The organism is Microcystis aeruginosa LEGE 91341 (assembly GCF_015206885.1).
Lineage (GTDB): Bacteria > Cyanobacteriota > Cyanobacteriia > Cyanobacteriales > Microcystaceae > Microcystis > Microcystis aeruginosa_H.
This window is the reverse complement of the sequence record NZ_JADEXY010000117.1, coordinates 1-13571: the sequence shown is the minus strand read 5'-3', so window position 1 is coordinate 13571 and position 13571 is coordinate 1. Positions and strand designations below refer to the sequence as shown.

General features: G+C 41.6%; 12 protein-coding genes and 2 pseudogenes. 6 read left to right on the top strand and 8 right to left on the bottom strand.

Annotation, left to right across the window (positions count from 1 at the left end):
• The 3 genes from IQ234_RS16090 to IQ234_RS16080 form a co-directional block, all read left to right on the top strand.
• On the top strand, positions 1 to 861 hold an 861-nt coding region (locus IQ234_RS16090), incomplete at its 5' end, for a formylglycine-generating enzyme family protein (RefSeq protein ID WP_193957817.1).
• A 77-nt stretch (positions 862 to 938) separates the two neighbouring features.
• Positions 939 to 2201 carry a glycosyltransferase gene (locus IQ234_RS16085; RefSeq protein WP_193957816.1) on the top strand — a complete coding sequence of 421 codons (1263 nt, stop codon included), beginning with the start codon at positions 939 to 941 and terminating at the stop codon, positions 2199 to 2201.
• 87 nt (positions 2202 to 2288) lie between these two features.
• Positions 2289 to 2711, top strand: coding sequence for a Mov34/MPN/PAD-1 family protein (locus IQ234_RS16080; RefSeq protein ID WP_002740058.1), 423 nt, complete (start codon positions 2289 to 2291; stop codon positions 2709 to 2711).
• Here IQ234_RS16080 and IQ234_RS16075 read toward each other — a convergent pair.
• On the bottom strand, positions 2690 to 3253 hold the full coding sequence (locus tag IQ234_RS16075; protein WP_193957815.1) for a DUF4334 domain-containing protein: 564 nt from the start codon (positions 3251 to 3253) through the stop codon (positions 2690 to 2692). The two genes, IQ234_RS16080 and IQ234_RS16075, sit on opposite strands and share 22 nt — an antisense overlap.
• 78 nt (positions 3254 to 3331) lie before the next feature.
• The gene (locus IQ234_RS16070; RefSeq protein ID WP_193957818.1) at positions 3332 to 3775 is read right to left on the bottom strand and encodes a phage integrase N-terminal SAM-like domain-containing protein; all 444 of its coding nucleotides are present in this window, start codon (positions 3773 to 3775) and stop codon (positions 3332 to 3334) included.
• Positions 3776 to 4243: 468 nt separating this feature from the next.
• Between IQ234_RS16070 and IQ234_RS16065 the strand changes: the two genes are divergently transcribed.
• Complete coding sequence (locus IQ234_RS16065) at positions 4244 to 5407, top strand: cysteine desulfurase family protein (protein WP_193957814.1); 1164 nt, start codon at positions 4244 to 4246, stop codon at positions 5405 to 5407.
• 62 nt (positions 5408 to 5469) lie between these two features.
• Here IQ234_RS16065 and IQ234_RS16060 read toward each other — a convergent pair whose 3' ends face one another.
• Entirely contained in the window at positions 5470 to 6942 is a 1473-nt protein-coding gene (locus tag IQ234_RS16060) for an NADH-quinone oxidoreductase subunit M (RefSeq protein WP_193957813.1), read from the bottom strand.
• A 95-nt stretch (positions 6943 to 7037) separates the two neighbouring features.
• Between IQ234_RS16060 and IQ234_RS16055 the strand changes: the two are divergent.
• Positions 7038 to 7424 (top strand): annotated as a pseudogene (locus IQ234_RS16055) (GNAT family N-acetyltransferase); the annotation flags it as partial.
• Between the two features lie 116 nt (positions 7425 to 7540).
• On the opposite strand, the pseudogene IQ234_RS16050 reads toward IQ234_RS16055, so the two are convergent.
• The 4 genes and pseudogenes from IQ234_RS16050 to IQ234_RS16035 all read right to left on the bottom strand — a co-directional run.
• A pseudogene (locus IQ234_RS16050) lies at positions 7541 to 8880 on the bottom strand (2-succinylbenzoate--CoA ligase); the annotation flags it as partial.
• Positions 8856 to 9821 carry an o-succinylbenzoate synthase gene (locus IQ234_RS16045; RefSeq protein WP_193957810.1) on the bottom strand — a complete coding sequence of 322 codons (966 nt, stop codon included), beginning with the start codon at positions 9819 to 9821 and terminating at the stop codon, positions 8856 to 8858. The gene IQ234_RS16045 and the pseudogene IQ234_RS16050, both read right to left, overlap by 25 nt.
• 189 nt (positions 9822 to 10010) lie before the next feature.
• Entirely contained in the window at positions 10011 to 10256 is a 246-nt protein-coding gene (locus tag IQ234_RS16040; RefSeq protein ID WP_193957809.1) for a UPF0175 family protein, read from the bottom strand.
• Between the two features lie 298 nt (positions 10257 to 10554).
• Positions 10555 to 11517, bottom strand: a complete 963-nt coding sequence (locus tag IQ234_RS16035) for a DUF4351 domain-containing protein (protein ID WP_193957808.1) — start codon at positions 11515 to 11517, stop codon at positions 10555 to 10557.
• Between the two features lie 27 nt (positions 11518 to 11544).
• Between IQ234_RS16035 and IQ234_RS16030 the strand changes: the two genes are divergently transcribed.
• On the top strand, positions 11545 to 11739 hold the full coding sequence (locus tag IQ234_RS16030) for a hypothetical protein (RefSeq protein ID WP_193957807.1): 195 nt from the start codon (positions 11545 to 11547) through the stop codon (positions 11737 to 11739).
• Positions 11740 to 11976: 237 nt separating this feature from the next.
• Here IQ234_RS16030 and IQ234_RS16025 read toward each other — a convergent pair whose 3' ends face one another.
• Complete coding sequence (locus IQ234_RS16025; protein ID WP_193957806.1) at positions 11977 to 13404, bottom strand: glycosyltransferase; 1428 nt, start codon at positions 13402 to 13404, stop codon at positions 11977 to 11979.
• Positions 13405 to 13571: the final 167 nt, after the last annotated feature.

Genomic DNA, 13571 nt, shown 5'->3' with positions numbered 1-13571 from the left:
CCCCCAAATTCCTCTTTTCCCCCCCGACAAAGGTTTTCCTTTGAAACCGTTACTCTCGATCCTAGCGGTTTCGTGATCGAGCGCAATTCCCGCAGTGCCGAATACTACAGCGAAACCCTTGCGGGATTAGAGATGATTGCTATCCCTGCTGGCACTTTTATCATGGGGACACCGGACGGAGAAAAAGGAGACTTTACCGGTAGTGATAAACCCCAGCGCTTAGTCAAGGTGAACAGTTTTTACCTGAGTAAATACCCGATAACCCAAAAACAATGGCAAATTGTCGCTAATCTGCCCAAAATTAACCGCGATTTAAACCCCAATCCCTCCCACTTCCAAGGGGATAACTTACCCGTCGATAGCATCTCTTGGTATGATGCGATCGAGTTTTGCGATCGACTTGCCAAGGCCACCGGCAGAAACTATCGACTCCCAAGCGAGGCACAATGGGAATATGCTTGTCGTGCCGGCACTACCACACCCTTCTACTTTGGTGCCACCCTTACCAGTGAATTCGCTAACTACTATGGGATTAAATTTCCCTACGCAGTGGAAAGAGAGAGCGAATTTCGAGCTAAAACCACCCCTGTAGGTAGTTTTCCCCCAAATGCCTTCGGATTATACGATTTACATGGCAGTTTATACGAATGGTGTGCCGATCCTTGGCATCGCAACTATAAAAATGCTCCCAGCGATGACCAAGTATGGCCGGCCGATCCTAATAGCACCGGCAATCGTTATCGCGTCCTGCGTGGAGGTGGTTGGGGGACAGAATTGAGGGAATGTCGCTCCGCTAGTCGGGGCCAATTTAGTCCCGATAATCGCTATAGTGTATTAGGATTCCGCATCGCCAGTAGTTAGCTCAAAATTCTGGTTTCAACAACTTTGCCGGTAAATTGTGCGTCTCTAAACCTGTTTTAGTCTGTGAGTGTAAGCGAGTGACAAACTCTCCATCCTATCCCTTTTTAACCACCCCCGTCGGCTCTTTGCAAATTCCTTTTTTAGAGCAAATTGAAGAAATTACCAGCAATAATAGTTATATTCTTAGAGATTCGCCGCAATTACTCAAATTATCTCTAGTTATTCCCACTTATAACGAGCGAGATAACGTTATTCCCCTAGTCGAGAATCTCAGTCAATTACTCGATCGAAAAATTCCCGATCAGTATGAACTAATTATCGTCGATGATGACAGTCCCGATCGCACTTGGGAATTAGCCAGCAAATTAACCCCAGATTACCCGCAACTGCGGGTGATGCGTCGTCAGGGAGAAAAAGGATTAGCGTCGGCAGTGGTGCGGGGTTGGCAAGGGTCAAGAGGTGAGATACTAGGAGTAATCGATGGAGATCTGCAACATCCCCCCGAAATTCTCTATAATCTCCTCGAAACTATCGAAAAAGGAGCCGATTTAGCTCTTGCTAGTCGTCACGTCGAAGGAGGAGGAGTGAGCGAGTGGAGTCTGCTGCGACGATTTCTCTCTCGCGGCGCTCAAATTCTTGGTTTAATTCTACTGCCAGAGGTGGTCGGTCGCGTCTCCGATCCCATGAGCGGTTACTTTATGGTCCGCCGTCAAGCGATCGCCGGTCCGATTCTCAATCCCACCGGTTACAAAATTTTACTAGAAGTCATCGGCAAAGGTCACATCAAAACCATCGGAGAAGTGGGTTATGTCTTCCAAGAGCGGCTAGAGGGGGAAAGTAAGGTAACTTGGAAACAATGGCTAGAATATATCTTCCATCTGCTGCGTTTGCGCTCTCAAAAGCCGCTAAGGTTTTTAGATGCAATTGTCAATCTACCTTTAGATAGATTTATTCGCTTCGGTTTAGTGGGATTAACCGGGGTTTTTGTCGATATGGCCTTTCTCTATCTTCTCAGTGATCCCGCCGCTTTAGGTTGGGGATTAACCCGCAGTAAAATCATCGCCGCCGAATTAGCAATTATTAATAATTTTATCTGGAATGATCGCTGGACTTTTGGCGATTTATCCGCTCGTCAACGGGGTTGGAATAAACGCTGGAAAAGATTTTTCAAGTTCAATTTAATCTGTTTAGCCGGTTTAATTTTAAACGTCTTGCTCCTCAACCTTCTCTTTAATGGTTTAGGAATCAATCGCTATCTAGCTAACTTTATTGCGATCGCTATCGTCACGGTTTGGAACTTTTGGGTTAATCTTAAACTCAGTTGGCGGGTGACAAAATAGCCAGCTAGAAGCAAAAAAATGGTAGTCCAAAATTGAGATGCGCTTACCCTGTTGTCCATAGCATTTGCGACTTGTTTACTCCATCCTATGATCCTGATTACAGAAAAAATTTACCAGTCTATTTTCACCCACGCAGAATCCACCTATCCCGAAGAATGTTGTGGGTTACTCCTAGGAAAAATTACCGAGACAGCAGCCGAAGTGATCAGCATACAAGCAACAGAAAATAACTGGTCAGGCAATAGAAAAAACCGCTTTAGTATTGCCCCAGAAGTGCTTTTACAAGCTCAAAAATCGGCCCGGGAAAACCAGCTAGAAATTATCGGTATCTATCATTCCCATCCCGATCATGCCGCCATTCCCTCGGAAATTGATCGCCAATTAGCCTGGTCAGGATATACTTATTTAATTGTCTCCGTAGTTTCAGGGCGAGCGATCGATTTACAAGCTTGGCAACTGGACGAGCGCGAACAATTTCAAATCCAACCTCAAGAATTAAAATGTTTTTGACATCGCTTGAGAACAAAAAAGAAAGGCTGGGGAAAGTTTTTAAAATCCATAATTCCCAGCACTGTATTATCATCTACTTTCCGAAAAGAGTCATTAATCGGCAAATAATCATAAATCATCGTGGCGCTGACTTTGTCCCGATATTCCATCATTCGCAGTCTAGCCTGACTTGTCTCTGTTTTTAGCAAGGAGTTGGTCAGCATCAGCAAAGGTTTCAGAGAATTATTTTTCAGTATCGGCAGCTTCAAAATCCAGTTCATGGCCGTGGGATTGGGTGCCACCTTAAAAATTTTTCCCTGACCATCTAAAAATAACAGGGGGTGGACATTCTCAGTATCGACAAATTCTTTACCATACCAATTAGATGCCTCTAATAAACCATCCATGGGGTGATTTGTCTGAAGTCCAGAACCTTGCCAAAGACCGAGCATAAAGTCTAAACTCACGGGTTCGAGAGCGTCAAACAATTCTAAAGCTCTTTCTGTCGTCGTTTTACCAGCTTTAAGAATCGACTGGCAGCTTTCTAATTCTACTGTTTCCATTGTCTCGCTCTTATTGTGTCCTGACAATGATATTATAGCTGCCCAGCCAGAGGTTGGGGGATTGCCCCTCGGTTAAAATCACCAAACATCCGACATATTTTCAGTCGATGGGTCATCGTATCGCTTTAGAGTTTCCAGCCATTCACTCATTTCTTCCTTGATGGTTTCTTTAAGTTCTTGCAAATCATCTTTATCTATTAGACCTTTTTCCAGTAAGAAAGTGTAGAACTTTTTCAGACTACCTGCGTTAGCCTTGATGCTTGATTGACTGGCCCACAGTGCCTTTTTGATAAACCAATAACCCAAAAAGTAACCGACCATATCTACCCCGTCTTTAGCTTCTACTGCATCCTCATAGAGTAAATATTCGTTGATATAAAAATCTATATTTGAAACATGATTATTAATGGTTTTTTCCGACAAACCTGATGATTCTAGCCAACTCTCAAAATCCTTTAGTAATTCATGATTGGCTTTTCTTATCCTTTGACAGTCAGCCTCGTATTTCTGGGAATCATCCATCACAAATCTCTCTCCTCCAAATCGCTGCTCGATGGTCAATAGGGTAATGAATCAGGTGTTTTTTCCAAGCGTCTAAAGCCGCCATTTTTTCCTCAGGGTCAACCTCGGCCAACCGCCGGAATCGCCTTTATTTCTTCTCAAAGCTTTTCAAGGGTTTTTCAGACCCTTGAGACATTTTCTGCAGCCTGAGCAGTTCACTAAAGGCCTTCGATTTTTTAGCCATGATTGAGCGGGAAAATATGTGTTATTGATCCTGTTGGGTTACTGAACAACATTGGAATAGGGAAATTGTAACTGCTGTCAGAGAGCGATTGCGCTCTCATTATTAAATCTTAAAGTTCTGGTCCGAGTCGTCAGCTGTTGACTACTATCCGATACTTTTTTGTTAACATAGATTAACAATCCACTTTCAGAGATTCTCTGAAAACAGAGGATATCTCCTTCCCAAATCCCCCGCAGGGGAAAAATATGTCTCAAAAGCCGATTTATCTAGATTGCCACGCCACGACACCCCTAGATCCGCAAGTTCTGGCGGCGATGTTGCCCTATTTTACCGAACACTTTGGTAATGCCAGTAGTATTAATCATGTCTATGGTTGGACAGCCGAGGCCGCGGTTAAACAGGCAAGAGAAACAATCGCCGCTGCTATTAATAGTAGTCCCGAAGAAATTATTTTTACCAGTGGGGCAACGGAGGCCAATAACCTCGCTATCAAAGGGGTTGCCGAAGCTTATTTCGCCAAGGGAAGGCACATAGTTACGGTGGTGACAGAACATCGGGCCGTTTTAGATCCCTGTCATTATCTGGAAAAATTGGGTTTTGAGGTGACAATTTTACCCGTCGGTGCTGATGGCTTAATTGACTTGGAACTACTAGAAAAATCTTTGCGTCCTGACACGATTTTGCTGTCAATTATGGCTGCTAATAACGAGATTGGGGTGATTCAACCTTTAGCGGCAATTGGGGCGATTTGTCGCCAGTATCAGGTACTTTTTCATACGGACGCGGCCCAAGCAATCGGCAAAATTCCCCTAGATGTGGAGGAAATGAATATAGATTTGATGTCCTTAACTGCCCACAAAGTCCACGGACCAAAGGGAATCGGTGCGCTGTACGTCCGGCGCCGAAACCCCAGAGTCCGTCTCGTCGCTCAAATTCAAGGGGGAGGCCAGGAAAAAGGATTGCGATCGGGTACAATATTCACGCCGCAAATTGTCGGTTTTGCCAAGGCGGTAGAATTGGGCATCAAAGCGATCGAAGAAGATACCAGCCACTTAAACCAGTTAAAAGCCCGTTTATGGGAGATTATCAGTCAATTAGACAGAATTTATCTCAATGGTCATCCTAGCCAAAGATTAGCCGGAAATTTAAATATTAGTATTGAAGGGGTGGACGGTGCGGCGTTATTGTTAGGATTACAGCCAATAGTGGCTCTTTCCTCCGGTTCTGCCTGTTCTTCTAGCCATACCGCCCCCTCTCACGTTTTAACTGCCTTGGGTCGCCCCGAATCTCTCGCTTATGCTTCCCTGCGCTTCGGGTTGAGTCGTTTTAATACTTTAGAAGAAATTGAACTGGTGGGGGAACAGGTGGTTTTAACGGTTAATTCCCTCCGCAAAGCCAAAAATTTTTGACGTTTCGGCTCCTATCCACAAGTTAGTTTCGGTCTAGGTTTCAAAAATTCCGAAAAAGCTTTCTATGATTGCTTTTGACTGATTGCCGTCCCGGTTAATAACACTGATGCTTGGTTTTCACTCCAGTGAATCATCCAACTCGGTTGTAATCCCAAAACAATAATAAATAAAGCCAAAGCAATTTCGGGAAATCTTTCGGGCCAGGTACTGCGAGGAATGCGCGATAATTCAGGGGTTAAACGACCAAAGAAAACCCGATTAATCATCAGGAGAAAATATACTGCGGTTAAACCACTAGCAACCAAACATAAGAGCGTTTGTATTGGAAAAATCGGGAAACTGCCACGAAAAACTAAAAATTCGGCGATAAATCCCACCATTCCGGGGATGCCGGCACTGGCCATGGCCGCTAAAATCATTAACATTCCCGTGATTGGTAAACCTCTTTCTGGATTTAATAAACCGCGTAGATAATCCACATCCCGACTGCCGGTTTTTTTATACACTACTCCCACCAACAAAAATAATAAAGCGGAAATTAAACCGTGACTAATCATCTGCAAAATCGCCGCAGTGATGCTTAATCTGGTGGTGGCCGCCGCCGCTAGTAAAATATAGGCCATGTGGGAAATGGAAGAATAGGCCACTACTTTTTTCATATCCTTTTGGGCAATAGCGCAACTGGCCCCGTAGAGAGCGCTGATAGCTGCTATTGTTGCTAACCAAGGGGCGAGAGTTACCCAAGCATCGAGAAATAAACCGACTCCAAAGCGCAGCAGTCCATAGGTTCCTAATTTGAGTAATATTCCCGCTAAAAGCACAGAAACGGGGGTAGATGCTTCCACGTGGGCATCCGGTAGCCAAGTATGAAAGGGAAAAATCGGGATTTTGATGGCTAATCCAATCAGAAGGGGGATGAGGAGCAGTAATTGGGTTTTAACGTCTAAATTATTCGATAAAAGGGGATTATAGGCGAAATTATCAGCACCAGTTAGCCAAACTAAGCCGAGGAAAGAGATAAGCACTAAAAAGCCTGAAATTGCCGTGTATAATAAGAATTTCATGCCCGCATAACCGCGTCTTTGACCCCCCCAAATGGCAATGAGAAAGTAAAGCGGGACGATTTCTAATTCGTAAAATAGGAAAAATAGCAGTAAATCCTGTGCTAGAAAGGCCCCCGCTACTCCAGCATTGAGTAACAAGAGCAGGGAATAGTAAAATCTCGGCCGGTTAACCTCTGTACCACTAGCATAAAGAGCAATTATTGTCAAGATGCTGTTAAGAAAAAGTAACGAAAATGATAAGCCATCGACACCGAGGGCATAATTGAAACCGAGGAAATTAATCCAAGGCAGGTTAACCGTGAACTGCATTTGCGGGTTACTAGGGTCAAATTGCCAGCCAAGGAGAATATTAAGCAGTAAGAGAACGACAGCAAGAGTTAGAGCTAATCCTCGCACTTTTTTCGCCTCTAGAGGCGTGTAGGCAATCAGTATCGCCCCTATAATCGGTAGCCAAATAAAAGCGTTGAGCATTCTTTACTTTAATGGGGATGATAAACCTTCCCATTATTGCCTGAGCGGTCAATCTTTAGCAAGATAGCTATCAACTTTTAACATTTATTAATAAAATGAGCCAGAGATTACCATTACCAGAAATTCGTCGCGAAAAAAACAGCGATTTTGCTGCCATATACCGAGTAAATTCCTTGGCTTTTGGCCGGGAAAATGAAGCCAATTTAGTCAATGCTTTAAGAAATAATGTCCCTGTCTTGTCTTTTGTTGCTGTAAAAGAAGAAAAAGTTATCGGTCATATTCTCTATAGTCCAGTGTCTTTAGAGTCGGAAGATAAACCTAATTTAAATCTGCTGGGATTAGCACCCCTAGCCATTTTACCCGATTATCAAAGCAAGGGCATCGGTTCTCTTTTAACTCAATATAGTCTAAGGGAATGTGCCGCTAGAGGAATTGATGCAGTGGTGGTTTTAGGAAACCCGCATTTTTATCATCGTTTTGGGTTTATAACCGCTCAAACTAAAAATTTATCCTGTGAGTATCCCGTCCCAGCGGAGGTATTTATGGTGTTAGAATTACGGATTAATTGCTTAACAGGAGTGCAAGGTTTGGTTAAGTATCGTCGAGAGTTTGACTCGGTGTAAAAAAAGTTTCGGCTAATTTAATTAAAGTGGTTTGATTAATCTTGCCTTGGGGACTTTTTGGTATCTCTGGTAATTTTATCCAATGTTTCGGCAGTTTATAATTGACTAATTTATCTTTAATCTGGGATTGAATAATTGTCTGGCCTATCTGAGAATTAACGGGGACATAAAAAGCGACAATTATCTGTCCCCATCGAGAATCTGGCAATCCTAAAACCACCACATCTTTAACCAAATTAGTGTGTCTAATGGCAGTTTCTACCTCAAAAGGATAAACATTTTCTCCTCCAGTAATTATTTTTTGACTATCGCGACCAATGATATATAAATAACCACTTTCATCCCAATAACCTAAGTCATCCGTCTCGAAGTAGCTTACTTGATTAAGATGGGGATAATAGCCTAAAAATAAAGATTTTGCTTCAATAATAATTTTCTGGTTATCGGGATTAATTTTTATCCTAGCATGGGTTAATACCTGTCCATTACTATTATTACCTCGTCGAAAATCTTCCGGTTTAAGAGTGACAATTTGTGAGGCAGTTTCCGTCATTCCATAGGTAGGAGACAGAGAAATATTATATTCTCTAGCTTTTTCTAGTAAAGATGGCCATGCAGGGGAACCTCCTAGTAAAACTGTTTTAAAATTGGCTAACCAGCGAGGATCATTTTCTAGAAAAAGTTGTAATTGAGTGGGAACTAAGGAGATAAAATAATCTTGAAGATTGAGATTATTTATGCGCTTTTGTTTGATTTTATGGTAAGGAATAACAGCAAAATCTCCCCCCGTTAAAAAACTTCTCAGAAACTGCATTAAACCACTAACATGATATAAAGGCAGTAGGCAAAAAGAGTTAACCTGCTTGACTTGAAAATATTCAGAGAAACCTTTGACAGAAGCATTTAAAGTTAACCAGTTATGGATAGCAAAGCGAATTTTTCCCGAGGTTCCCCCCGTGGGTATCATCAGAGAATTAGTCAAAGGATTGACAGGAGGATAATTATAGTTAAAAACCTTGATATTTTCACCAAAAATATAATCGGGTTGCACCAGAGAGAAAACCTGTTGCCATTCGTTAGTTTTCCAGTCGGGATTAGCTAGAAACAGGCAACTTTTGACCCTGACAGCAGCCAAGAATATCGCTAAGAATTTAATGGGATTGACTTCAGCAAGCAGTATAGTTAATCGAGGATTATCTGCGGCGATAAATTGCCGAGAATAGGACTGATATAATTGATAAAATTTCTGGCTATTGTATCCATATAACCAATCTTTCTGATTGAGATATGCTAATTGTTTGCTGATGTCGTCCATAGTTTTTTTAACCAATCGGGTTCACTATTATTAAACCATTGTTGCACACCAAAACCTAAAGCTCGCCCCTTTCTGGGGTATTCTTGTGCTAGACGTAAAGCGGATTTTCTGCCGATATTCGTTTCTAAAACCGAGGAAAATACTAAATCTAAGGGATATTTTTCCCAGAGATTTCTTAACCCTTGTATTGAACCAGTAATAGCAGGTTTAATTACAAAAATTCCTCGCCATCCCCGTTGATAATATTCCTCTATTTGTCGCAGATTAGCTACGGATTCATCCAAGGCAATCTCCGTGGTAAAATCTTGACTTAATTGCAACATTTCTAACCATTGAGATGGGGGTAAAGGTTGTTCGATAAATTCAATTATTTTAGATTCATCGGCAATTTTTAACCAGATTTTACTTTCAGCAATACTTAATCCCCCATTGGCATCTAAACGCAATTTAATTCCCCTGGGTAATCGGTCAATTAATTTTTCAAATAAGGTTAACTCTTGCTTGAGAGAATTAACTGCAATTTTCCATTTATAAGTATTAGTTTGATTAGCGGCTAGAATATCATCCAGACAGGGAAATACTGCCGCACCAGTGGGTAATAAATAACTATATTTTTTCGGTTCTAATTCTCTTGATTGATTCTCTATACTCAAATCTTCTAAAGCTGATTCAAAGGCAAATTGACAAGCGGTAAATTGTTCGGGAATAGAAAAAATTGAAGTTATTGATAGGGGATTTTCGAGACTTTGACAAAATGATATTGCTGCCGATAATGTTTCCGAACCAAATTCAGGTAAAGGAGCAATTTCTCCCCATCCAATACGTCCATCTTCCGCTTCTAAGCGAATAATAATTCCCTCCCTAATTTGCCAAAGTCCGTGATGGGTTTGTAGGGGACGCAGCAAAGGACGCTGATAAACACGAAATTGCCAGAAATACATGATTAACTATAAGTAGTCGTGAAAATTAATTTTCTAGTTGAGATAGGAGACCTTTCAGTAATCAGTCAAAGGCTGCAGCTCAATTTTATATAAATATCTATATCATATTTGGGGCTTGTAAGGCTTTTAAGATTGATAGATAACCAACAAGAGCAAGACTGCTGAGAGGAGAAGTATCGCTAATAATAATCATAGCCAACCTTTCTCTTTTAAATGCTTAATATCTTCCTGAAACTCAGCCACATCATAGTGAATACAAATTCCTCGTTCAGAAAGCAGCCGTTGAAACTTGATTTGATTAACACTTAATAACTCACTTGCTTTTCCCAAGCTAATCTTATGTTGTTGGAATAACATAATAACAATTTCCTTCAACAGTTCATCCTCTGATAAACCACTTGCTTTAATCACTTCTTGGGAAATAACTAGAGTCATATTTTCTCCGTATTTTGATAAGAATTATACAAATGCTATCCTATGTTTTGCCGTCTGTCAATTCCCTTTGGCAGACCTCACCTCTAACAGTTAACTGTTAACTGAAATTTCCTCCCCGAAGCAGTCCAGAAAACGTCAAGAAACCCGTTTTCTCGATGAAGCTTATCTATGAATTACTTCCTCACCATGAAAATTTTACAGGGTAATTATAGCGTTTCTGATTCACAAGAGGTACATTCCCGATACTGAACAGCTTAATCAGCAAAGGTTTAAGTGTGCCGCACAGATGCGAGAACCGCTATAAAGTATTTAACCAATTGATTAAATCTTCAACCGTAGATAAATCGAATAAAGCTTCTCCTAATACTTCGACATCATCAATACTTAACTCCATAATTTTAGTTTCCAATGAAGGATTAATCTCCCCTAACTTTCGTTTAATTTGACGAAGAATCAATGTCTTTTCGCGTTCAATACCCCGTTCAATACCTTGTTCAATACCTTGTTCAATACCTTGTTCGATACCTTGTTCGATACCTTGACGCATCCAACTGGTGGTAATTTGCATAACTCCCTCCTGTACAGGTCCACTAAATGTGCTAATCTCTTCTTGAAATTGTCTCTCTTCCACTGGATTTAGATTGAGATATGTATCAATAAATCCAGAAATTAATTGCATTCTCGCTGAATCTAACCTTAAAGTAATTAACAAGCGCAGACATTCCGCTTTTACCTTGGCTCGCTCTTTCTCGGCAATGTTCATCTTAGCCATCAAAGCTGAAGCAACCGGATTCGGTTGATTAAGAAAATCTCGCCAATTTAATCGATTTAACTGCACTATCTGATAGTTAAATTCTAACACCTTAAAATCGGGAAAATCGACTACATATTGACTAATTGCTTCTCTTTTTGGCTTTGAATAAGAAAAAATTACAATCGGATAAATCGGTAAGACAAATTTCTCATGAAAGCGAGCAAAATAAGTAAACATTCGCCGATTAAACCACTTGCGGGAACTTTCCTGCGCCTCTACATGAATCAGAAAAAAAGATTCTTTTCCGCGAAACTTAACTTGTGCGACTAAATCGCTTTCATACCTTTCTCCTTCCGTGACATCAGTAAATACTTCTTTGTCTAAAAAAGTAATCGAGTCCCTATCTAAATAATCCATCAATTGAGGAAAAAATAACTCGATAAATTCGACAAAAAAGGTGGAGATTAACTCCTTAAATAATCGATCATGGTCAATATTATTAGTCATGTAATATCATCTTAACCAATCTGAGCGATGAATGACTACTCTTCTCTATTGTATTCTGAGAAGTCGGTTTTGGCAACGGATTGTTATGATCTCACCCCCTTAACCTACGAGGAGAGGGGGATGCTTCCCGCAAAAAAAACCACAGAAAACGGGTTTCTTCAAGAAACCCGTTTTCTCGATAAGAAATTAATGGCATTTTCGCTAGATTTAACCTTAAAGTGATTAACAAGCGCAGACATTCCGCTAACCGATCACAAAAAAAACTGGAGCGAGCGCTTTTCGCCACCCCAGTGCTGTCACGGAATTCAATTCTGTATCTAAATTAACACATTATTGGTAGCAAGCATGATTAAGGAAATTGGAAATTTTTTCCAAAAGGGTTTTCAAAGGCTGTAACCTTGACTGACAGGGGATTTCAGTCCTAATAAGGCCAAAGTTTTTGGAGTCTATCCTCGAAAATTAAACTTCGGCACTGAGATGTTCCCCCAGATGAACGGTTTTCACCCATTTTAAACGTTTAGGACGCAAAGCCATCCGCAGGCTGACACTGGGAATAATAATAAACCAGTGCATCATATAAATCATGCCGCGAATGGTTTGAGCAAGGATGTCTAAACCGAGAGCAAAAGTCAATTTTTTACCCGTATTGACTCGGATTAATCCTGTCACCATCCCCCAGACAGAAAGGGAAAGAGCCAAACCAGTTAAAGGAGTTAAAATCGGAGCTTGATGCTGGGTAATAGTGATTAAAAGATCGGGAATAGCGGCCGCAGGTAAGATATATTGAACGAGCAAAAAAGCAATTAAATCAAACTTTTTCGGCCAAGGCATGGGAGACTTTAAAATCGCTTTCCAATAGTCGAGATAACGCTGAAAACCACCTTCGGCCCAACGATTGCGCTGATGCCATAAAGCGATCGCAGTTGTCACCCCTTCTTCCGCTACTGCGGGAAAATTTAAGACATTAATTTTCCAATTATCGATATGGAGACGAATAGTTAAATCAAGATCGTCGGTGATCGTTTGTTCATTCCAACCCCCGCAACGATTTAAGGCACTACGACGGACAAATTGACCATTTCCGCGCAATTCTCCGATCCCTCCCACCGCGATCCGTTGCTGTTGAAAACAGCTATCAAAGATCATTTCTACCGCTTGTCCTTTGGTCCAGAAGTTTTCGGCAGCATTGGCGATCGCTTTTCGCACCTGTACCGCACCCACTTCTCGATCGTCGAACATTGGGACCACATGACGCAGTAAATCGGAGGATAATCCCGCATCCGCATCGAATACGCCGATAATTTCCCCGTTAGTCAGGGATAAAACCTGATTCAAGGCGCCGGATTTGCCACCTCCGGCATTAGCAGCACGATGGAGAATTTTTAATTGGGGATATTCTAAAGCAAGGCGATCGAGAATTGCACCGGTGTTATCGGTACTATAGTCATCGACGATCCAAACTTCTAACTTATCTTGGGGATAGTCTAGATGACAGAGATAATTAACCAGTTTCGTGATTACGGTTTCTTCATTTTTGGCCGCTACCAAGAGGGACACCCTGGGGACAGAGGTTAAATCCCAATCTGGTAAAGGAATTGGCGGCGTTTCCGGTTTCGTGAACAGCAGCCGCAAAGCTTGCCCCGATAGTACCATAGTTAAGGCGATAATTGCCCAATAACCCCAACTCAGCCAATGAAGTCCGATAATTATTGTCCAGATCGCCATGAGGCTAAAAGCCGCTTTCTGTCTGCGTCCCGATAGGCCTTGAAAAATTTCGCTCCTAAATTCGTCCTCCTCATCTTCGGGATCGGACCAGTCAGATAGGAGGGAACCAATCGGGTCTAATTCTTCATTATCATCCTCTCGCGACCAATAATTTTCTGCCATAATCGACTCAGGTTAAGTAATTGTTCAAATAGAAGCTTATATTAGGGGTCGAGAAGGTCGTCACCGACCTCCCCTCCCATTCAGAACCGTGCATGAGACTTTCACCTCACACGGCTCCTAGTTTGACTGTTCCTTTGTTAAGGATACAGCTTGACTTCTTTTGGTTG